This is a genomic window from Pseudomonas sp. GW822-FHT01E03 (genome assembly GCF_058802985.1).
The window spans coordinates 526808-548197 of the sequence record NZ_JBXAOQ010000004.1 but is presented as its reverse complement, the minus strand read 5'-3'; the positions used below and the strand labels follow the sequence as shown (position 1 = coordinate 548197).

Here is a 21390-nt window from a genome sequence, read left to right as displayed (position 1 = left end):
AAGCGTGATTAGTTGAAACCACTGGTGGAAATAAAGTCGACGTCGGTTTTCGGCTCGCCACGCATTAACAGACCGATGACCTGCTCCAGCGTGCGCCCCTCGAACAGGATCGCGTGCAGCCCGGCGACCAGCGGCATGTACACGCCAACCTCCTGCGCCTTGGCCTTGAGCACTTTAAGGGTATTGACCCCTTCGGCGACTTCGCCCAGGCGCGTGACCGCCTCGTCCAGGCTCAGGCCCTGGCCGAGGGCGAAGCCGACCTGATAGTTGCGGCTCTTGGGCGACGAACAGGTCACGATCAGATCGCCCACGCCGGCCAGCCCCAGGAAGGTCATCGGGTTGGCACCCTGGTTCACCGCGAAGCGGGTCATTTCCGCCAATGCCCGGGTAATCAACATGCTCTTGGTATTTTCTCCCATGCCCAGCGCCACCGCCATGCCGGCGATGATCGCGTAGACATTTTTCAGCGCCCCGCCCAGCTCCACGCCGAAACGATCGGCGCTGGCGTACACACGAAAGGTGCGTCCGTGCAGCGCGGCCTGAACCTGCTGGCAGAGTTCTTCGTCTTCACTGGCGACCACCGTGGCGGTCAGCGCGTGCTCGGCGATTTCACGGGCCAGGTTGGGTCCAGACAGGACGCCGATGCGCGCCTGCGGGGCGATCTCTTCGAGGATCTCGCTCATCAACTTGAACGTGTGGGCTTCGATGCCTTTGGTCAGGCTCACGAGCATTTTGCCGGTCAAACGTTCGGCGTGCGGCACCAGCACCGAGCGCAGCGCACTGGAGGGCAATGCGACGAAACACAGGTCGCAGGCGTCCAGGGTGGCTTGCAGGTCGGTGACCGGCGTGACGCCGGGCAGAATCTTGATGCCTTTGAGGTAACGCGGGTTCTCGCGATTGACCCGAATGGCCTCGGCCTGTTCGGGGTCACGCATCCACTGAAGGACCTGATGCCCGTTCTCGGCCAGCAGATTAGCCACGGCGGTTCCAAAACTTCCGCCTCCCAGGACCGCAATCGGGCGCTGTTCAGTCATATGCAATCCGTTAATCCATACCAGTGGCGATGTCGGCATTATACGGGGCAGTCCATCGACGGCCAGCCCCGACATCAAATACCTGCACCCGTAGGAAGAAGACCAATAAAACCGAGGAAAATGCAGACATCGTGAATGGAAAAGTCATTCGGCTCGGTTAACATGCGCGCCAACAATCACTGACAGGGATGTGTTGTGTCTCCGGGCTCTCCTTCACCGCATTCACCTCTGGTACTGGCGCTGATTTTCAGCTCGCCGGCGCTGGCCGACGACTTGTTCCTGGACAACGAACCGCTGCCGCAAGTACTCACCGCCACGCGCCTGAAGCAGTCGCCGGCGGCCGTGCCGGGAAGCATGACAGTGATCGACAGTGCCCTGATCCACGCCAGCGGTGCCCGTGACATCAGCGAACTGCTGCGCCTGGTGCCGGGGATGATGGTCGGCAACATCAGCGGCAATCAGGCGACGGTGAACTACCATGGCACCAATGCGAATGAAGCGCGGCGCATGCAAGTGCTGATCGACGGGCGCTCGGTGTATCGCGCCGGCCTGGCCACCGTGGACTGGAGTGACATTCCGGTGGCCATGGAAGACATCGAGCACATCGAAGTCTTTCGCGGACCGAATACCGTCAGCTACGGCGCCAACGCCCTGATGGCGGTGGTCAACATCATTACCCGGCGCCCGGCCGACAGTCACGGCACGCGAATGAAGGTCACCCGGGGCCAGCGCGGCATCAACGACTTTTACGCCAGCCAGGGCCTGGGCTGGGAGGATGGTGACATGCGCCTGTCCCTGTCCGGCCAGCAAGACGACGGCTTCGACACCGACAGAACCGGCGCTGACTACCATGACAGCCGTCGCCTCGAGCGCTTCAACCTCACCGTCAGCCAGAGCCTCGACGAACGGCAAAGCCTCGATTGGCAATTGAATGCCAAGGACGGCACCAACCAGCGGCCCTATACCTACCGGCCGGTGTTCCCGGGAATTACCCGCGCCGGCGACGACTCCGACGTCACCGCCAAGGACTACGCCGGGTCATTACGCTGGAATCTGGACGTCAATCCCGACCACAGCCTTTACATCCAGGGTTCGGCCCAACACTGGGATCGCCAGCAAACCTGGCGCGCCTGCGATGCAGAAGTTTCGTTCAGCCCGCAGCTGACCGAACTCTGGCAGTTGAACCCGAACTACACCGAGCGCCTGGCCCGCAATATCACGCGTTTCATCGGCTCTGGTGCGCCGGCCGGCACGCCCGCCGAGCAGGCGCTGGCCAACCAGGTACTCGATCAATGGCGCAACGGCGCGAGCCAGACCGTTTGCGGCGACATCGACCAGAGCACCCGGGAATCGCGCTACGACCTCGAACTGCAGGACACCCTGAGCCTTGCCGATAACCTGCGACTGGTCAGCGGGATGAACTATCGTTACGACCGGGCGGATTCCGAGACCTACTTCAATGGCACTCTCGATGACAGGATCTGGCGAGCGTTCGGCCAGTTCGAGTGGCGTGCCACCGAACACTGGCTGCTGCAAGGCGGCGCCATGTTCGAGGACACCCGGTTGACCGGTAGCTCGCTGACACCTCGCATGGCAGTCAACTACCTGATCAACCCGCGCCACGGCTTGCGTGCGGTGTACTCCGAGGCCATCCGCTCACCGGACATGTTCGAGAACAACGTCAACTGGAGTTATCAGGTCACCAACCTCAAGCCCGGTGCGTTTGGCCAGTCCAGCGCCCGTTATTTCGTCAAGACCCGCGGCCCCGGCGACCTTGATCAAGAGCACATGCGCTCCCGGGAACTGGGCTACAACGGCTATTTTCCCGAACCGGGGCTGGCGCTCGACGTGAAGCTGTTCCACGACGAAATCACCGGCATGATCAGTGAGCCGCTGCGCAACAATCAGTACATTGCCAGCAATGCCAACAAGGCGCGCTTTTCGGGGGTCGAAACCCAGCTCGACTGGCGTGTCGGCAGCCTCGATCGCCTGCGACTGACTTATGCCTACGTCGATACCGATGCCAGCAATCCGCTGGATGCCAGGCAGACTGCAAGTAACAGTGGTTCGGCCGGATGGCTGCGCGATTGGGGCCAAGGCTGGAACAGTGCGCTTTTCTATTATGGCGATGACGCTCTCAACGGCTACCGCTTCGAACGGGTCGATGCGCGCATCGCCAAACGCATCGCCTTGGGCAAGGCCAGCCTGGAACTGGCCGGGGTGCTCCAGCAACGGCTGGACAATCAGCCGACCACCTTCATCGACAATAATTATGACCAGCGCCAGGTGATGTATTTCAGCGCCGAGCTGGAGCTTTAAGATGTCGAATCGCCCGGCCTGCAGAATGCCGCCCCTGGGTCGGCTGCTGGCCATACTTTGCCTGATGACAAGCGGCCTGCTGGGCAGCCTGGCGAGTAACGCGGCCGACATTTTGCTCACGGGGGCCGAAGACAGCCCCGGTGTGCGGGCGTTTACCCAGGCCCTGAGCGAGTTGCGACCACGCGATAACGTACGCTTCCAGACGCTGGCCAAAATGCCGATACCGGACAAGCTGCCGGAAAACATCCGCTTGATACTGCTCGACCTGCCCAGCCTCGACTGGCGCCTGCAAAACGCCCAGGGCCCGGCGACTCTCGTACTGCGCATCAGCCGCCTGCAAGCCCGGCAACGCTTGAACAATACGTTGCCTGCGCGCCTGTGCTTGCTATGGAGCGATCCACCACTGGACCGCCAGTTGCGCTTGACCCGCACCCTGTTGCCACAAGCCAGGCGCATCGGCGTGCTCTACGACACCCACAGTGAATTCCTGTTGAATGAGCTGCGTCAGGCCGCCCTCCCCCTGGGTCTTGAGATGGTCACCCAGCGCTGGGACAACATTCACGACAGTCGTCCATTACAGGCACTGCTAAATAACAGCGACGTGTTGCTGGGACTTGACGATGCCGACCTGTACAACCCGCAAACCGCAAAGAACCTGCTGCTGAGCAGCTATTCGCGGCAAGTGGCCCTGATCGGACCCAACGCCGGATTCGTCAAGGCCGGAAGCCTGGCCAGCACCTATAGCGATCAGAGCGACTGGCTGGCAGTCCTCGACGAATTGCTCGACCAGCCACCGGCCACCTGGCCGCGCACGCACTATCCCCATCGATTCAAGGTCGCGAGCAACCCGCAAGTCGCACGTTCATTGGGTATCGAACAGATAAACGAAGCGTCTGTCGCCACACTGCTGGCTGAAGGAGAACGCCGTCCATGAGCTTGAGCCGTCGCTGGGACATCAACACTCGCACCCAACTGATCAGCCTCGGCCCTGCACTGCTGCTGACCTTGTTGCTGATCAGTTTCTTCACGTTCGTGCGCATCCAGGATCTGCGTCAGGAAATCTCCCACACCGGCCAGTTGATCGCCAATCAACTGGCCCCGGCCACCGAGTACGGCGTGATTTCGGGCAACATCGAAGTGCTCGAAACCTTGCTCAAGGCAACGCTGGCCACGCCCAACGTGAGTTTTCTGGAAATCCAGGACAGTGCAAACCGGGTTCTGGTGTACGTCGAACAACCGAGCGAACACCACAATCGCGCGCAACAGCTCGAAGTGTTCCAGGCACCGATACGGCTCCAGCGTATCGCGTTGCACAATGATTTTTTCCAGAGCAGCAAAACCGCCACTGCCGCCCCCACCGAGGACTACCTCGGTCGGGTGATCGTCGGGCTGTCCAACGATGCCTTCAGCCGGCGCCAACAGGAAATCGTGCTCAAGGCCGCCATCCTGGCGCTGTTTGCCCTGCTGTTTACCTTCATCGTGGCCCGCCGCCTGGCGGGCAGCCTGTCGAAACCGATCCGTGATATCGGCAATGCGGTCAAGGCGATCCAGGACGGCGATTACAACACACCGCTGCCCATTGTCGACGACACCGAGCTGGGGGCGCTGTCGCAACACATCAACAACCTCGCCATCGGTCTCGAGCAGGCCAGCCGCGAACAGCATCAGGCCATGGCGCAGTTGATCCAGACCCGCGAAGAAGCGGAAAAGGCCAACAACGCCAAATCCGATTTCCTCGCGATGATGAGCCATGAACTGCGCACGCCGATGAATGGCGTACTGGGCATGCTGCAGTTACTGGAAACCACCGACATGACCGAGGAGCAGGTGGAGTACGCGGCGCTGGCCTCCGAATCCACCGAGCACTTGCTCAAGGTCATCAACGACATCCTGGATTTCTCGCGGATCGAACGTTCAGAGCTGGAACTGGAGCACATTGCATTCAACCTCACCGACCTGATCGGCAGTTGCGCCCAGTCGTTCCAGCACAGCGCCGCGCAACGCGGCCTGGACCTGCAACTGATGATCCCCGACGACATGCGCGGTTTGCAGGTCAAGGGCGACCCGACGCGTATCCGTCAGATACTGGTCAACCTGGTCGGCAATGCGCTGAAGTTCACCGAGCAGGGCCGCGTCACGATCGAGGCGCAGTGGCAATCGCTGGACCACGAGTTGCTGTGGTTCACCTGCACCGTGCGCGACAGCGGGATCGGCATCCCGGCGCAAAGCCTGGAATTGATGTTCAGCGCTTTCCAGCAGGCCGACAGTTCTATTTCAAGACGCTACGGCGGTACGGGGCTGGGCCTGCCGATTGCCCGTACCCTGGCCGAACGCATGGGCGGCACCTTGCGCGCGCAGAGTGAGGAAAGCCGCGGTTCGGTGTTCACCCTGGAAATTCCCCTGGCATTGCACCAGCAGACACAACCGCTGCTACCCCCTCGCGCGCAATCGCGCAACAGCAACGGCGAAGGACGCAATGTGTTGTTGGTCGAAGACAACCCGGTCAACCAGACCGTCATCGAAGCCATGTTGCGCAGCCTGGGATTCAAGGTCAGTGTCGCTGCCGACGGCGCGCAGGCGGTACGCAGCGCCGAGAGCCTGATCTTCGAAGCGATCCTGATGGATTGCCGCTTGCCGATCATCGATGGCTATGAAGCCACCCGACAAATACGCAAGCTACCCGGTTGCACCGACCTGCCGATCATCGCCCTGACCGCCAACGCCTTGCAGGGCGACCGCGAAGCCTGCCTGTCGGCGGGGATGAACGATTACCTGGCCAAGCCGTTCAAACGGACTGATCTGCAGCAAATTCTTCAGCGTTGGGTGCAGTAGTACAGGCCTTTCGACCATCTGCGACTGGCGTGAAAGGCGAAAGTGCGGCAGTCTTAGTCACCCGAACAGGCCCGAAAAGGGGCTTGAATAATAATTTCAGTGCACAAGTGTACATTCATGTCCTTGGTGCTGTGACTTTCACCACAACGCAATAGTCTATGAGTAGGCTGCCGGTTCGAGGCATGAACGCTTCGATCGGTCGGGAAGATTTGCCCCACCTGCCGCATGGGACTATTGAGGAGCTCGCATGACCAAACAAAACGCCTTTACCCGGGAAGATCTGCTGCGCTGCAGTCGCGGTGAGCTGTTCGGCCCTGGTAACGCGCAACTGCCCGCCCCGAACATGCTGATGGTTGATCGCATCACCCTGATCAGCGAAGAAGGTGGCAAGTACGGCAAAGGTGAATTGGTCGCCGAGCTGGATATCAATCCGGACCTGTGGTTCTTCGCCTGCCACTTCGAAGGCGATCCGGTGATGCCGGGCTGCCTGGGCCTCGACGCCATGTGGCAACTGGTCGGCTTCTTCCTGGGCTGGCAAGGCCTGCCGGGCCGTGGCCGTGCGCTGGGTTCGGGCGAAGTGAAATTCTTCGGCCAGGTCCTGCCGACCGCCAAGAAAGTCACCTATAACATTCATATCAAGCGCGTCCTCAAGGGCAAGCTGAACCTGGCCATCGCCGACGGTTCGGTCACTGTCGACGGTCGCGAAATCTACACCGCCGAAGGCCTCCGGGTCGGCGTGTTCACCTCCACTGACAACTTCTAAGGGTTATCCGCATGCGCCGCGTCGTTATCACTGGTCTGGGCATCGTTTCTTGCCTGGGCAATGACAAAGAGACCGTCTCCGCTAACCTGCGTGCAAGCCGCCCTGGCATCCGGTTCAACCCGGAATATGCCGAAATGGGTCTGCGTAGCCAGGTTTCCGGCTCCATTGACCTCAACCTTGAAGAACTGATCGATCGCAAGATCTATCGCTTCGTCGGCCACGCGGCAGCTTATGCCTACCTGGCCATGAAAGACGCCATCACTGACTCCGGCCTGACCGAAGAGCAGGTTTCCAACCCGCGTACCGGCCTGATCGCCGGTTCCGGTGGCGCATCGACCTTGAACCAGATGGAAGCGCTGGACATCCTGCGCGAGAAAGGCGTCAAGCGCGTCGGCCCATACCGCGTAACGCGGACCATGAGCAGTACCGTTTCCGCTTGCCTGGCCACTCCGTTCAAGATCAAGGGCCTGAACTACTCCATCGCTTCTGCCTGCGCCACCAGTGCTCACTGCATCGGTACCGCCATGGAACAGATCCAGATGGGCAAGCAGGACATCGTCTTCGCCGGCGGCGGTGAAGAAGAGCACTGGAGCCAGTCGTTCCTGTTCGACGCCATGGGCGCCCTGTCCAGCAAGCGCAACGACACCCCGGAAAAAGCTTCCCGTGCCTACGACGCTGACCGTGACGGTTTCGTCATCGCCGGCGGTGGCGGCATGGTCGTGGTTGAAGAGCTGGAACATGCTCTGGCCCGCGGCGCGAAGATCTACGCGGAAATCGTTGGCTACGGCGCGACCTCCGACGGCTACGACATGGTTGCCCCGAGCGGCGAAGGCGCGATCCGCTGCATGCAGCAGGCGCTGTCCACCGTCGACACCCCGATCGACTACCTGAACACCCACGGCACTTCGACCCCGGTCGGCGACGTCGCGGAAATGAAAGGTGTGCGTGAAGTGTTCGGCGACAAGGCTCCGGCCATCAGCTCCACCAAGAGCCTGTCGGGTCACTCCCTGGGCGCTGCCGGCGTTCACGAAGCGATCTACTGCATGCTGATGATGGAAGGCAACTTCATTGCCGGCTCCGCCAACATCGACGAGCTGGACCCTGAAGTGGCCGACCTGCCGGTGCTGACCAAGACCCGCGAAAACGCCACCATCAACACCGTGATGAGCAACAGCTTCGGTTTCGGTGGCACCAACGCCACTTTGGTACTGAAGCGCTGGGAAGGTAAGTAATTTCCCTCTGCTGAGTCGCACATGAAAACGCCCCGACTGGTTCGGGGCGTTTTTTTTGGCCTCAAAGAATTCGACACCACAACCATTGTGGGAGTGAGCTTGCTCGCGATGAGGGAGTGTCAATCGACATCATTGCTGTCTGACCCACCGCCATCGCGAGCAAGCTCGCTCCCACAGTTTCAGTGCTCGACACTGGATTTGTAGTGCCTTCAACATGAAACGTTTGTCATGAAACTTAACGCCATGCGACTGAATGTCGCGGATTCCGCGGGCTGCAGGACTGTTTCCATTTTTGCAAAAAACCGTTACCAAACTCAGTTATTTACTTAGCAAGCTAACAAAACATATAACAGAGCCCTGCACACGCCTTGCTGCAGATAACAGAGATTGGAGCTAGCAGATGACTGTAAAAGTAACTGAACGCGACGATTCACATAAATCCCACGAGGGTGTAGCCGCCGGTATCCGGATCTGGGACGTGCATCAACAAGACCTGCTGGTCGGGATGTTCCACTCCGAGATCGACGCGCAAAACTACAGGGCCGAACTGGAAATGCTCGAGCGCAACCGCGAGCTCGCAACCGGTTGAAGACAGACTCCACCACCGTGCAGCCTGCCCCTTCCCGCACGGGCAGACTGCAACCGGAGCACGCGGCTCAGGCAATCTGAACGGCCGCTAAATGAAGGGAGTCGTCGATCACCACCGAAGGAACAACACCGACGATCCAGCCCGCCTCAAGTTTCACCACCTCGCACTCACCATCGCCCATGCCGTCATTGCGGACGGCAAACTGAAGCGAAGATAGATGACGCTTGCCGTCATCGAAGTCCATGCCACAGGCGATCAGGAAATCGATTTTGGCCCCCGCCAGTTCAACCTCCTTGTCCCGTTCACCGTCTTTCAACACCGCATAATCGAGGCACAAATTGATACCGAATGGGCAACCCACTACAAGACTATTAATAAATATTCCTTCGTAGCCACCAAAGTAACTGTGCTCGGCCTGTACACTACCGACCTTCTTTACCCGTACCACAACCTCATCGAACAACTTGAAAAACCAGTACCCGTCTTCCGAGCCTACATGTCTTCCAAAATCGATTCCTGACACATAACGCTTCGGCCACATCGACATCAGCGGCATGTCGACCTCGTATTCCTTATTGGAAATTGTGAGCACATAATTAATGACATCGTAATAGCTCGACTCCCCCTCTCCCACCTTGATCAGCGTCGCACAACTTCCCGCCAATAAAACGATCTTGCCGTAGCGCTGCACTGGCAGATCACTTATCAACAGCGTCACACACTCGGTCACCTTCGTCAGATAAGCAGAGTTCAGTTCGTGAAGCTCCTGTTCATTACGGACTTCGTGCCAGGGAATGTTCCAGAAAAACTCAGGCAGGGTTACGAAAACGCACGCGGGCCTGCCGTGATCGTCGCGAGCAGCTTTCGCAGCGATCTTGATCTTTCGGCGCACAAGTTCCGCTCGTGCGACAAGCTCGTCGTCCAGATAATCGTGAATGGATTGATCGGGTTGTCGCGGCTGTGAAATCTGCGATTTAAAAGTAGGTTGGCGTAACGAGGCGATACTTACCAGCATTGACAATATCCTTATTCATTTAATTTCATTCCATTAGTTCTCTCCCCTGAGAATATTTCGGGCAAAAGAAAACCCGAGAGATCGTATCGACGCGATCTTTCGGGTTCAATTCATTAATCCAGCAATGTACTAACAAACATGTAATGGAAGAGGAGCGATTACCACATCAGATCATCAGGGATCTTGTAGGCCGCATACGGATCGTCCTCGACGCTGACTTCTTCGGTCTGCACATTCATCTGCACGATGCGTTGCGGGTCGCGCTCCTGAATCTTCAATGCCGCCTCGCGCGGAATCACTTCGTAGCCGCCAGCGTGATGCACGATAGCCAGCGAACCGCTGCTGAGCTTGTTACGCATCAGCGTGTTGACGCAGATGCGCTTGACCTTTTTGTCGTCGACGAAGTTGTAGTAATCCTCGGTCGTCAATTTCGGCAGGCGCGAGACTTCGATCAATTGCTTGACCTGCGCGGCACGGGCCTTGGCCTCAGCCTTTTCCTGCTGCTGGCGGTTGAGCTCCTGGTCACGCTTGACCTTCTCGGCCATGGCTTCCTGTGCCGCGCGCTGCTGGGAGTCATCCAGCTCGATCTGGCCTTTGTGGGCCAGGCGTTGCTGTTTCTGCTTGTCTTTGCTGACCTGCTTGGCCTGCTTCTGGTTGACCAGCCCTGCTTTGAGCAACTGGTCGCGAAGGGAAATGCTCATGGTGCTTATTACTCACTTAGGCCACTGCTCAACCGCAGCTGGGCAAATTCTTTTCCTGACGTTTGGCTTCGCCCCACAAGGCGTCCAACTCTTCGAGGGTGCAATCTTCCATGGGACGGCGGGTGTCGCGCAATGCCTGTTCGATAAAACGAAAGCGTCTTTCAAACTTGCCGTTGGCACCCCGCAATGCGGTTTCCGGATCAACCTTGAGATGCCGCGCCAGATTCACCACGGAAAACAGCAGGTCACCGATCTCTTCGGCCACGGCCTCGGGATCATTTTCCGACATGGCTTCGAGGACTTCATCAAGCTCTTCACGCACCTTGTCGAGCACCGGCAAGGCGTCCGGCCAGTCGAACCCGACCTGCCCCGCGCGCTTTTGCAATTTTGCCGAACGTGACAACGCCGGCAATGCGGCGGGGACGTCATCGAGCAATGACAGCTGCTCGGGCGCGCAGGACTTCTCTGCGCGCTCCTCGGCCTTGATCTCTTCCCAGCGCTGCTTGACCTGCTCTTCGCTGAGGCGCGGGACATCCAGCGGTGCATAGAGGTCGCCCGTAGGAAACACATGGGGGTGACGACGGATCAGCTTGCGGGTGATGCTGTCGACCACACCTTCAAACTCGAAGCGCCCTTCTTCCCGAGCCAACTGGCTGTAATACACCACCTGGAACAACAAGTCGCCGAGCTCCCCCTGCAAGTGATCGAAGTCACCGCGCTCAATGGCGTCGGCGACTTCGTAGGCTTCTTCCAGAGTGTGGGGGACGATGGTGGCGTAAGTTTGCTTGATGTCCCACGGGCAACCGTACTGCGGGTCGCGCAGGCGGTTCATGAGGTGCAGCAGGTCTTCAAGTGAATACATCAATCTCTCTCACTGCAAAGTCCCTTGTGGGAGCGAGCTTGCTCGCGATAGCGGACAGTCAGACAACACCTGTGTTGAATGTTGAACCGTCATCGCGAGCAAGCTCGCTCCCACAGTGGATCGGCGCTGAACATGCATCAAGGTGTACGGTTACGCCGGGTTTCGATGATATTCGGCAACTGGGAAATCCGCCCCAGCAACCGCCCCAATGCATCCAGCCCCGGAATCTCGATGGTCAGGGACATCAGCGCGGTGTTGTCCTCCTTGTTCGAACGGGTGTTGACCGCCAGCACGTTGATCCGCTCATTGAGCAAAACCTGCGAGACGTCACGCAGCAACCCGGAACGGTCGTAGGCGCGGATGATGATGTCCACCGGATAGGTGAGTACCGGTACCGGGCCCCAGCTGACCTGGATGATCCGCTCCGGCTCCCGCCCACTCAGTTGCAGCACCGAGGCGCAGTCCTGGCGGTGAATGCTCACGCCGCGGCCCTGGGTGATGTAACCGACGATGGCATCACCCGGCAATGGCTGGCAGCAGCCGGCCATCTGGGTCATCAGGTTGCCGACGCCCTGGATCTGGATGTCGCCGCGCTTGCCCGGTTTGTAGCCGGTGGCCTTGCGTGGTATGAGTTCAAGCTGTTCGTTGCCACGCTCCGGCTCGACCAGTTGCTGCGCGAGGTTTACCAGTTGCGCCAGGCGCAAATCCCCGGCGCCGAGGGCGGCGAACAGGTCTTCGGCGGTTTTCATGTTGGCCTTGTCGGCCAGCTTGTCGAAATCCACCGCTGGCAGGCCGAGGCGATTGAGTTCGCGCTCGAGCAAGGTTTTACCGGCCGCGACGTTCTGGTCGCGAGCCTGCAACTTGAACCAGTGAACGATCTTCGCCCGTGCCCGCGACGTAGTGACATAACCCAGGTTCGGGTTCAGCCAGTCACGGCTCGGGGTGCCGTGCTTGCTGGTGATGATCTCGACCTGTTCACCGGTTTGCAGGCTGTAGTTGAGCGGTACGATGCGCCCGTTGATCTTGGCGCCACGGCAGTTGTGACCGATCTCGGTGTGTACGCGGTAGGCGAAGTCCAGCGGGGTCGCGCCCTTCGGCAAGTCGATGGCGTGACCGTCCGGGGTGAAGATGTAGACCCGGTCCGGCTCGATGTCGACCCGCAGTTGCTCCGCCAGGCCACCGATGTCGCCCAGTTCTTCGTGCCATTCGAGCACCTGGCGTAGCCAGGAAATTTTCTCTTCGTAGTGATTGGAACCGGATTTGACGTCGGTGCCTTTGTACTTCCAGTGTGCGCAAACCCCCAGCTCGGCCTCTTCGTGCATGGCGTGGGTGCGGATCTGCACTTCCAGCACCTTGCCCTCGGGCCCGATCACCGCCGTGTGCAGCGAGCGATAGCCGTTTTCCTTGGGATTGGCGATGTAGTCGTCGAACTCTTTCGGGATATGCCGCCACAGAGTGTGGACGATGCCGAGCGCGGTGTAGCAGTCGCGCATTTCCGGCACCAGCACGCGCACGGCACGCACGTCGTAGATCTGGCTGAACTCCAGACCCTTGCGCTGCATTTTGCGCCAGATCGAATAGATGTGTTTGGCGCGGCCGCTGATGTCGGCATCGACACCGGTAGCCTGCAGTTCGTTTTTCAGCTGGCTCATCACGTCGCTGATGAAGCGTTCGCGATCCAGTCGCCGCTCATGGAGCAGCTTGGCGATCTGCTTGTACTGGTCCGGTTCCAGGTAACGGAAGGACAAGTCTTCCAGTTCCCACTTGATATGACCGATACCCAGGCGATGGGCCAATGGCGCGTAGATGTCGAAGACTTCACGGGCCACACGGTTGCGCTTTTCGTCGTCGGCGGTTTTCACCGCACGGATCGCGCACGTGCGTTCGGCCAGTTTGATCAGGGCGACGCGAACGTCGTCAACCATGGCCACCAGCATCTTGCGCAGGTTTTCCACCTGGCCCTGGGTGCCCAGCACCAGGGATTTTCGCGGACTCAGGCTGTCGCTGATCGCGGCCATGCGCTGCACGCCGTCGATGAGCTTGGACACCACCGGACCGAAGCGCTGGCTGACGGCCGGCAACTTGATCTGGCCTTCGCGCACGCCTCGATACAAGATCGCGGCGACCAAAGAGTCCTGGTCGAGTTTGAGATCGGCGAGGATCTCGGCGATCTCAAGCCCTGTACGGAAAGTCGAGTTACCTTCCGACCACAGATTCTGTGCCGCATTGGCTTGTTGTTCGGCCTCGCGAGCGTACTCGCAGGCTTCTTTCAAGGCTTCGCGATCCAGTGCCAGATCGACACTGACCGCATGATCGAGCCAAGCCTCGAGATTGATACTGCCGTCGGTGTTGATCGGCTGGTGTGCTCTCACCTGTACCATCTTGCTTACCTTCCCTACGACGCAGATTCAATGCGTCAAATCGCTGACCTTCGTTGCCGGTGCGCCCACGTCGGGCTGGGTGCGCGGCTGCACGGGCGGGCCAGTCGGACCAGACGAGCATCCTAGCTCGCTTCAAATAACGCCATGGCCTCGACATGTGCCGTTTGAGGAAACATATCGAGAATCCCGGCACGTTTTAACCGGTAGCCCTGCTTGATCAATTCGACCGTGTCGCGCGCCAGAGTTGCAGGGTTGCACGACACATACACCAAACGTTCGGCGCCCAGGCTCCTGAGCTTGCGCACAACCTCGAAAGCACCGTCACGCGGTGGGTCCAAGAGTACCGCACAAAAGCCTTCGGCGGCCCATTCGGCGTCCGTCAAAGGCTGGGATAAATCGGCCTGAAAAAACTTCGCGTTATGCAGATTATTGCTGGCCGCATTCGCCGCGGCCCGATCGACCATCACCTGCACGCCTTCGACCGCCACCACTTCACGAGCAGCCTTGGCCAGTGGCAAGGCAAAATTGCCCAGGCCACAGAACAGGTCGAGTACGCGCTCATCCGCTGTCGGCTTCAGCCAGTCCAGTGCCTGGGCGACCATCGCTTCGTTGACGGCGGCGTTGACCTGAATGAAATCCCCGGGACGATACGCCAGCTCCAGGTCCCACTGTTCAAGACGATAGCCCAACGATTGATCGGCCTCGACCGGTTGCGGTTCGCCATCGCCGTGCAACCACAACTGGGCTTCATGGAACGCGCAGAATTCCTTGAGGATCGTCAGGTCGGCATCGGACAACGGCGCCATGTGCCGCAGTAAAACCGCCAGCGTCGAGCCGCTGAACAACTCCACATGCCCGAGTGCCTGGGGTTTGCTCAAGCGCCGCAGCATCTCCGGCAAGCGGGCCATGATCGGTTGCAAGGGCTGTACCAGCACCGGGCAGTCATCGATGCCCACGATGTCCTGGCTGCCAGCGGCACGGAAACCGACTTCGAGTTTTTTTGCCTTCATGTCCCAGCGCACCGCGACGCGGGCGCGACGGCGGTAAGCGAACTCCGCACCGCTCAATGGCGCCGCCCACTCATCGGGTTCGACGCCCGCGACTCTCGACAACTGCTCGGCGAGCATGCGCTGTTTCAGGGCAAGCTGTTCGTTGTGGGGCAGATGCTGCACGCTGCAACCGCCACAGCGGCCGGCATGGGCGCACGGTGCAGGGCGGCGTAATTCGCTGGCCTTGAACACCCGTTCGGTGCGCGCCTCGACCACTTTGCCATGGGCACCGAGGACGCGCGCCTCGATCTCTTCACCGGCCAATGCGCCGATGACGAACCAGGTGCGACCTTCGAAAAACGCGATACCGCGACCGTCATTGGCCAGGCGCTCGATGGTCAGGCGCTGCTTTTTGCCGGTCGGGACTTGCGGGGCCTTGCTGCCGCCGGTGGGCTGGAAGCGCAGGCCTCTTTCATGTTTGGCCATCAGTTGGGCGCGTCGAAAATGCCGGTCGACAAGTAACGGTCGCCACGGTCGCAGATGATCGCGACGATCACCGCGTTTTCAACTTCTTTGGACAGGCGCAACATTGCCGCCACGGCACCGCCCGAGGACACGCCACAGAAAATGCCTTCTTCGCGGGCCAGACGACGGGTCACGTCTTCGGCTTCGCTTTGCGCCATGTCGACGATCCGGTCCACGCGGTCAGCCTGGTAGATCTTCGGCAGGTATTCCTGAGGCCAGCGGCGGATCCCCGGGATCGCCGAGCCTTCCATCGGTTGCAGGCCGATGATCTGCACGTTGTCGTTCTGCTCTTTCAAGTAGCGCGACACACCCATGATGGTGCCGGTGGTGCCCATGGAGCTGACGAAATGGGTGATGGTGCCCTGGGTCTGGCGCCAGATTTCCGGGCCGGTGGTGGTGTAGTGCGCCTCGGGGTTGTCACCGTTGGCGAACTGATCCAGTACCTTGCCCTGGCCTTCGGCTTCCATCTTCTGCGCGAGGTCACGGGCGCCTTCCATGCCCTGCTCCTGGCTGACCAGAATCAGCTCGGCGCCATAGGCCGTCATGGCTGCCTTGCGCTCGGCGCTGGAGTTGTCGGGCATGATCAGGATCATCTTGTAACCCTTGATCGCAGCGGCCATGGCCAAGGCGATCCCGGTGTTGCCCGAGGTCGCCTCGATCAGCGTATCGCCGGCGTGGATCTGCCCGCGCAGCTCGGCGCGGGTGATCATCGACAGCGCCGGACGGTCCTTGACCGAACCCGCCGGGTTGTTCCCTTCGAGCTTGAGCAAAAGGGTATTGCTGGTGGCGCCGGGCAGGCGCTGCAAACGGACCAGCGGAGTGTTGCCGACGCAATCGGCGATGGTTGGGTACTGCAAGGTCATGGCGTATTCGCAATCCAGACTGCGGGGGCGACTATCATACCGGCAAACGTTCCCAGGCCATATCACGCAAAGTGCGGTGCTTATGGCTTATGGGAATAAGCAGATATGTTGCGGTGAACAGGAGGGCCTAATCGCGAGCAAGCTCGCTCGCTCCCACAGGGTGCCGGGGTGATCACAGGTTTCGCGGTTCAAGCACGGTCAGTGTGGGAGCGGGATTGCCCGCGATGGCGTCGGCACTGGCGCTATCAACATCCGCCAACAACCGCATGTTCAGGCGCAACCCGGTTCCGGTGTTCTGTGCCCACAACTGTCCGCCCTGACGCTGCACCGCGTTTCGGGCGATGCTCAAGCCCAGGCCAAACCCACCATCCCCCGGCCGCGAACCGTCGAGTCGGGTGAACGGCAGGAAGATCCGCTCCAGATCAGCTTCCGCCACGCCGCCGCCCTGATCCTCCAGCCATAGATGCCAGAAATCTCCATCACGCTGGCCGCCGAGCAGGACAACCCCACCATCAGGTGAATGCCGTATCGCATTGCGCAGAATGTTTTCCAATGCCTGGGCCAGGGTGTTGAGATGACCGCGAACCCAGCAGGATGAATCTACGGTGCATTGCAACTGCGTATCGGGCCAACCACTTTCATAGCAGGCGTTCTCCGTGAGCATTTCCCACAGGGCCTGGATCTGGATCGCTTCGTCAGGCAAACGGGTGCGCTCGGTATCGAGCCACGCCAGTTGCAGCGTGTCTTCCACCAGCCGCTGCATGCCATCGACTTCACGGCCGATGCGTTCGCGCAATGGCTCCAGCCCCTGCTCGCTTTCACTGGCCACCCGCAGGCGGCTCAAGGGCGTGCGCAATTCGTGGGACAAGTCGCGCAGCAGTTGCTGCTGCAAGGCCACAGTGCTTTGCAGGCGCTCGGACATGTGATCGAACGCCCTGCCCAACTCACCCAATTCATCGGAACGATTGGTAGTGCGGCTCGACAGGCGCACATTCAGTTGGTCGGCACGCCAGGCATTGGCCTGTTCACGCAGACTGTTGAGCGGCACCACCAACAAACGATACAGCCCGACGCACAACAGCAAGGTGAACAATCCCGGAATCACGCCGTTGGTGATCACCCGCCAGAACACCCGGTATCGCCCGGGTACGAAGCGCTTGGGCAACTCGATCACCAGGCTGCCGACGGAGGGGTCACCGGGAAAGGGTATTCGCATCCACGGCCGGCCTTTCTTGTGGATGGGCCAATCGAGGCCGCGCAAAAAAGTCAGGCGTTCGACTTCCTTGTCCGTCAGCGATTGGTTGCTCAAGGACTGCAAATCACCGCCGATGACACCGACCCAACCTTTTTCCCGCTGATGCATGCCTTGCAGCCAGTCATCGACACCGGCGCTCTGGCTTTGCTGCCAGGCCTGCTCGGCTTCGGCGGCATAACCGGACAGGGTGCCGCGGGCCTCATCGGAGAGGAACTGGTTACGCTGCTCCATGTAACGGCCCCAGGACCAACTCAGCCAGATCATCAGCAGACAGAAAGCGACCAATAGACAGGCCAGTTTCCAGAACAGCGAATGCCTGCCCGGCAAGTTACATGTCATCGGCGGCGCTCAGGATGTAGCCCTTGCCCCAAACCGTACGCACTTCGCGCTCGGTATATCCAATGGCCTTGAGCTTGCGGCGGATCTGGCTGATGTGCATGTCCAGGCTGCGGTCATGGGCCGCGTAACCGCGCTGCAGCACCTGTTGATAAAGAAAGGCTTTGCTCAGTACTTCGTCGGCGCTGCGGTGCAGCGTCTCCAGCAACCGATACTCGCTGCGGGTCAGGCCACCGGCCTGTTCGCCATAAAAGACCTCGAAGCTTTCATCGTCGAAACGCAGGCTGTCCATCGACGGGGCCGGCACTGCGGGTGCCGGTCGGCGGTCGAGTGCCACCCGCCGCAGAATGGCTTCGATGCGCACCCGCAACTCCACCATGCTGAAGGGCTTTGGCAGGTAATCATCAGCCCCCAGGCGAAAGCCGCTGATGCGATCGGCCTCGGCACCGAGGGCAGACATCAGCAACACCGGAGTGGAATGGCTCTGGCGCAATTGGGTCAGTACCGCCAGGCCGTCCATGCCGGGCAGCAGAATATCCATCAACACCACGTCGAATGGTTGCCGGCGGGCAATGTCCAGGCCTTCCTGACCGTTCTGGCACCAGGTCACCTGGAAGCCGCTGCGGTCCAGATGCTCATGCACGTAGGCTCCGAGCACAAGGTCGTCTTCGATGGACAGGATTCGGGGAAGGCCGGCAGTGATGGGAGTCATGACTATCTGCAAATAATTCTCAGTTGAGCGATTATTCAAGATTGCCTCGCCAGGGGCAACCCACCGTTTGTCCCAATTGCCAATGAGTCGTCCGGACCGACGAATGACGGCACCATTTTTACGAAGATTGCCCGCGAGCAAATCGCTACACTGCGCAGGTGGTGCATGGCGGATGCATGTGCAGGCCTATAAATAGCGGGATGCAGGAGAGATGCGTGCTCAAGAAACTGGGAATCAAAGGCCGCGTGCTGTTGCTGACCCTGTTGCCAACCAGCCTGATGGCGTTGGTGCTGGGGGGATACTTTACCTGGATGCAACAGGCTGACCTGCAAACCCAACTCATGCAGCGCGGCGAAATGATCGCCGAGCAGTTGGCTCCACTGACGGCGCCAGCCATGGGCCATCAGGACAACGAACTGCTCGAACGCATCGCCACCCAGGCCCTGGAACAAACCGATGTGCGGGCCGTGACCTTCCTGGCTCCTGACCGCACGCTGCTGGCCCACGCCGGCCCGACCATGCTCAACCAGACACCCTCCGGCAGTGGCACGCAGATGCTGCGCCGCAGTGGCAACGATGCAACCCGCTATCTGCTGCCGGTATTCGGCAAACACCGCAACCTGGCTGGGGACGTGATTCCCGAAGAAGCCGACCGCCTGCTGGGCTGGGTCGAGCTTGAACTGTCCCATAACAGCATGCTGTTGCGCGGTTACCGCAGCCTGTTCGCCAGCCTGATGTTGATCGCGGCGGGGCTCATAGGTGCGGCACTGCTGGCCTTGCGCATGGGTCGCACGATCAATCGGCCATTGAGCCAGATCAAGCAAGCCGTGGCTCAACTCAAGGACGGTCATCTGGAAACCCGCCTGCCGCCGCTCGGCAGTCAGGAACTGGACGAGTTGGCCTCCGGCATCAACCGCATGGCCGGCACCCTGCAAAATGCGCAGGAAGAATTGCAGCACAGCATCGACCAGGCCACCGAAGACGTGCGCCAGAATCTGGAAACCATCGAGATCCAGAACATCGAACTGGACCTGGCGCGCAAGGAAGCCCTGGAAGCAAGCCGGATCAAGTCCGAATTCCTGGCCAACATGAGCCATGAAATCCGCACGCCGCTCAACGGCATTCTCGGCTTCACCCACCTGCTGCAAAAAAGCGAGCTCACCCCGCGCCAGCTCGACTACCTGGACACCATCGAAAAATCCGCCGACAGCCTGCTGGGCATCATCAACGAGATTCTCGACTTTTCGAAAATCGAGGCCGGCAAGCTGGTGCTCGACCATATTCCGTTCAACCTGCGCGACCTGCTACAGGACACCCTGACCATCCTCGCCCCGGCTGCCCACGCCAAGCAGCTGGAACTGGTGAGCCTGGTGTACCGGGACACGCCGCTATCGCTGGTGGGCGACCCACTGCGGCTCAAGCAGATCCTGACGAACCTGGTGAGCAACGCGATCAAGTTCACCCGCGAAGGCACCATCGTCGCCCGCGCCATGCTCGAAGAAGAACACGAAGACACCGTGCAGTTGCGCATCAGCATTCAGGACACCGGCATCGGTCTGTCGAACCAGGACGTACGCGCCCTGTTCCAGGCCTTCAGCCAGGCCGACAACTCGCTGTCGCGGCAACCGGGCGGTACTGGCCTGGGCCTGGTGATTTCCAAGCGCCTGATCGAACAGATGGGCGGTGAGATCGGCGTCGACAGCACGCCGGGGGAAGGGTCTGAATTCTGGATCAGCCTGAGCCTGCCAAAAACCCGCGACGATGCCGAAGACCTGCCCTCGGCCCCCTTGCTCGGGCGACGGGTGGCGGTACTGGAAAACCACGAACTGGCACGGCAGGCGTTGCAGCATCAACTGGAAGACTGCGGCCTCACCACCACACCGTTCAATACCCTGGAAAGCCTGACCAATGGCGTCACCGCCGCCCACCAGACCGACCAGGCGATCGACCTCGCCGTGCTCGGCATCACCAGTAACGACATGCCGCCGGAACGCCTCAACCAGCACATCTGGGACCTCGAGCATCTTGGCTGCAAAGTGCTGGTGCTGTGCCCGACCACGGAACTGACGCTGTTCCATCTTTCCGTGCCCAACCCCCACAGCCAGCTCCAGGCTAAACCGGCCTGCACCCGCAAGCTGCGACGCTCCCTGTCTGACCTGGTCAACCCGCGGTCTATGCGCAGCGAGCCGGGCGAACCGGTATCCAGCCGTGCCCCGAAGGTGCTTTGCGTCGACGACAATCCGGCCAACCTGATGCTGGTGCAAACCCTGCTCGAAGACATGGGCGCCAAGGTACTTGCGGTGGAAAGCGGTTATGCCGCCGTCAAGGCGGTGCAGAACGAGACATTCGATCTGGTGTTGATGGACGTGCAGATGCCCGGCATGGACGGTCGCCAGAGCACCGAGGCGATCCGCCAGTGGGAAAGCGAACGCCATTGCACGCCGCTCCCGATCGTGGCCCTCACTGCCCACGCCATGGCCAACGAAAAACGCGCGCTGCTGCAAAGCGGCATGGACGACTACCTGACCAAACCGATCAGCGAACGGCAATTGGCGCAAGTGGTGCTGAAGTGGAGCGGCCTGGCGCTGCGCAATCACAGCCCGGAGCGCTCCGGCGATGGGCATGCTGGCACCCATGACCTGTTGGTGCTCGACCACGAGGAAGGATTGCGCCTGGCTGCCGGCAAGGCCGATCTGGCCGCGGACATGCTGGCGATGCTGCTGGCGTCACTGGAGGCTGACCGCGAAGCCATCCGACTGGCTCGGCAAAGCAATGAACACAACGCTCTGGTCGAACGGGTCCATCGCCTGCATGGCGCGACGCGTTACTGCGGCGTACCGCAATTGCGTGCGGCCTGCCAACGTAGCGAAACCCTGCTCAAGCAGCAGGACCCGAAAGCCAGCCTGGCACTGGATGAGCTCGACCGGGCAATCAATCGCCTGGCAGCCCAGGCGCGCATCAATGCTTGATGCAGCGCAATCG

General features: G+C 60.3%; 16 protein-coding genes. 7 read left to right on the top strand and 9 right to left on the bottom strand.

The window, feature by feature from the left end; translation table 11 throughout:
* Positions 1-8 precede the first annotated feature (8 nt).
* Positions 9-1034: an NAD(P)H-dependent glycerol-3-phosphate dehydrogenase gene (locus AC1RP7_RS11320; protein WP_150812165.1), complete on the bottom strand. Its 1026-nt coding sequence runs from the start codon at positions 1032-1034 to the stop codon at positions 9-11.
* A 195-nt stretch (positions 1035-1229) separates the two neighbouring features.
* Between AC1RP7_RS11320 and AC1RP7_RS11315 the strand changes: the two genes are divergently transcribed.
* From AC1RP7_RS11315 to AC1RP7_RS11290, 6 genes are all read left to right on the top strand, one after another.
* On the top strand, positions 1230-3353 hold the full coding sequence (locus AC1RP7_RS11315; RefSeq protein ID WP_492624025.1) for a TonB-dependent receptor plug domain-containing protein: 2124 nt from the start codon (positions 1230-1232) through the stop codon (positions 3351-3353).
* 1 nt (position 3354) lies between these two features.
* Positions 3355-4287 carry an ABC transporter substrate-binding protein gene (locus AC1RP7_RS11310; RefSeq protein WP_493181134.1) on the top strand — a complete coding sequence of 311 codons (933 nt, stop codon included), beginning with the start codon at positions 3355-3357 and terminating at the stop codon, positions 4285-4287.
* Entirely contained in the window at positions 4284-6185 is a 1902-nt protein-coding gene (locus tag AC1RP7_RS11305; protein ID WP_493181135.1) for an ATP-binding protein, read from the top strand. Before AC1RP7_RS11310 ends, AC1RP7_RS11305 begins: the two co-directional genes overlap by 4 nt.
* 247 nt (positions 6186-6432) lie before the next feature.
* The gene (gene fabA, locus AC1RP7_RS11300) at positions 6433-6948 is read left to right on the top strand and encodes a 3-hydroxyacyl-[acyl-carrier-protein] dehydratase FabA (RefSeq protein ID WP_003227150.1); all 516 of its coding nucleotides are present in this window, start codon (positions 6433-6435) and stop codon (positions 6946-6948) included.
* A gap of 11 nt (positions 6949-6959) precedes the next feature.
* Positions 6960-8180 carry a beta-ketoacyl-ACP synthase I gene (gene fabB / locus AC1RP7_RS11295; RefSeq protein WP_007974551.1) on the top strand — a complete coding sequence of 407 codons (1221 nt, stop codon included), beginning with the start codon at positions 6960-6962 and terminating at the stop codon, positions 8178-8180.
* A gap of 400 nt (positions 8181-8580) precedes the next feature.
* Complete coding sequence (locus AC1RP7_RS11290) at positions 8581-8769, top strand: hypothetical protein (RefSeq protein WP_057713661.1); 189 nt, start codon at positions 8581-8583, stop codon at positions 8767-8769.
* Between the two features lie 67 nt (positions 8770-8836).
* On the opposite strand, the gene AC1RP7_RS11285 is transcribed toward AC1RP7_RS11290, so the two are convergent.
* From AC1RP7_RS11285 to AC1RP7_RS11250, 8 genes are all read right to left on the bottom strand, one after another.
* Positions 8837-9784 carry a hypothetical protein gene (locus AC1RP7_RS11285; RefSeq protein ID WP_493181136.1) on the bottom strand — a complete coding sequence of 316 codons (948 nt, stop codon included), beginning with the start codon at positions 9782-9784 and terminating at the stop codon, positions 8837-8839.
* Positions 9785-9942: 158 nt separating this feature from the next.
* Positions 9943-10485 carry a DUF2058 domain-containing protein gene (locus tag AC1RP7_RS11280; RefSeq protein WP_057713659.1) on the bottom strand — a complete coding sequence of 181 codons (543 nt, stop codon included), beginning with the start codon at positions 10483-10485 and terminating at the stop codon, positions 9943-9945.
* Positions 10486-10513: 28 nt separating this feature from the next.
* Positions 10514-11347: a nucleoside triphosphate pyrophosphohydrolase gene (gene mazG, locus AC1RP7_RS11275; RefSeq protein ID WP_102669940.1), complete on the bottom strand. Its 834-nt coding sequence runs from the start codon at positions 11345-11347 to the stop codon at positions 10514-10516.
* Positions 11348-11484: 137 nt separating this feature from the next.
* Positions 11485-13728, bottom strand: coding sequence for a GTP diphosphokinase (gene relA / locus AC1RP7_RS11270; protein ID WP_090457279.1), 2244 nt, complete (start codon positions 13726-13728; stop codon positions 11485-11487).
* Between the two features lie 122 nt (positions 13729-13850).
* Positions 13851-15203, bottom strand: a complete 1353-nt coding sequence (gene rlmD, locus AC1RP7_RS11265; protein ID WP_057713656.1) for a 23S rRNA (uracil(1939)-C(5))-methyltransferase RlmD — start codon at positions 15201-15203, stop codon at positions 13851-13853.
* Entirely contained in the window at positions 15203-16105 is a 903-nt protein-coding gene (gene cysM / locus AC1RP7_RS11260) for a cysteine synthase CysM (RefSeq protein WP_057713655.1), read from the bottom strand. Before cysM ends, rlmD begins: the two co-directional genes overlap by 1 nt.
* Before the next feature lie 172 nt (positions 16106-16277).
* Entirely contained in the window at positions 16278-17699 is a 1422-nt protein-coding gene (locus AC1RP7_RS11255; RefSeq protein WP_493181137.1) for a histidine kinase sensor domain-containing protein, read from the bottom strand.
* Entirely contained in the window at positions 17689-18408 is a 720-nt protein-coding gene (locus AC1RP7_RS11250; protein ID WP_090457285.1) for a response regulator transcription factor, read from the bottom strand. Before AC1RP7_RS11250 ends, AC1RP7_RS11255 begins: the two co-directional genes overlap by 11 nt.
* Before the next feature lie 215 nt (positions 18409-18623).
* Between AC1RP7_RS11250 and AC1RP7_RS11245 the strand changes: the two genes are divergently transcribed.
* The gene (locus tag AC1RP7_RS11245; protein WP_493181139.1) at positions 18624-21377 is read left to right on the top strand and encodes a response regulator; all 2754 of its coding nucleotides are present in this window, start codon (positions 18624-18626) and stop codon (positions 21375-21377) included.
* The last annotated feature ends 13 nt before the right edge of the window (positions 21378-21390 follow it).

What these genes read in the sequence shown, in the direction of transcription:
- AC1RP7_RS11285 (WP_493181136.1), bottom strand. Translation starts at nt 9,784, where the DNA reads ATGCTGGTAAGTATCGCCTCGTTACGCCAACCTACTTTTAAATCGCAG.
- cysM (WP_057713655.1), bottom strand. Translation starts at nt 16,105, where the DNA reads ATGACCTTGCAGTACCCAACCATCGCCGATTGCGTCGGCAACACTCCG.
- fabB (WP_007974551.1), top strand. Translation starts at nt 6,960, where the DNA reads ATGCGCCGCGTCGTTATCACTGGTCTGGGCATCGTTTCTTGCCTGGGC.
- AC1RP7_RS11290 (WP_057713661.1), top strand. Translation starts at nt 8,581, where the DNA reads ATGACTGTAAAAGTAACTGAACGCGACGATTCACATAAATCCCACGAG.
- AC1RP7_RS11310 (WP_493181134.1), top strand. Translation starts at nt 3,355, where the DNA reads ATGTCGAATCGCCCGGCCTGCAGAATGCCGCCCCTGGGTCGGCTGCTG.
- AC1RP7_RS11305 (WP_493181135.1), top strand. Translation starts at nt 4,284, where the DNA reads ATGAGCTTGAGCCGTCGCTGGGACATCAACACTCGCACCCAACTGATC.
- AC1RP7_RS11280 (WP_057713659.1), bottom strand. Translation starts at nt 10,485, where the DNA reads ATGAGCATTTCCCTTCGCGACCAGTTGCTCAAAGCAGGGCTGGTCAAC.
- mazG (WP_102669940.1), bottom strand. Translation starts at nt 11,347, where the DNA reads ATGTATTCACTTGAAGACCTGCTGCACCTCATGAACCGCCTGCGCGAC.
- AC1RP7_RS11250 (WP_090457285.1), bottom strand. Translation starts at nt 18,408, where the DNA reads ATGACTCCCATCACTGCCGGCCTTCCCCGAATCCTGTCCATCGAAGAC.
- fabA (WP_003227150.1), top strand. Translation starts at nt 6,433, where the DNA reads ATGACCAAACAAAACGCCTTTACCCGGGAAGATCTGCTGCGCTGCAGT.
- AC1RP7_RS11255 (WP_493181137.1), bottom strand. Translation starts at nt 17,699, where the DNA reads ATGACATGTAACTTGCCGGGCAGGCATTCGCTGTTCTGGAAACTGGCC.
- relA (WP_090457279.1), bottom strand. Translation starts at nt 13,728, where the DNA reads ATGGTACAGGTGAGAGCACACCAGCCGATCAACACCGACGGCAGTATC.
- rlmD (WP_057713656.1), bottom strand. Translation starts at nt 15,203, where the DNA reads ATGGCCAAACATGAAAGAGGCCTGCGCTTCCAGCCCACCGGCGGCAGC.
- AC1RP7_RS11320 (WP_150812165.1), bottom strand. Translation starts at nt 1,034, where the DNA reads ATGACTGAACAGCGCCCGATTGCGGTCCTGGGAGGCGGAAGTTTTGGA.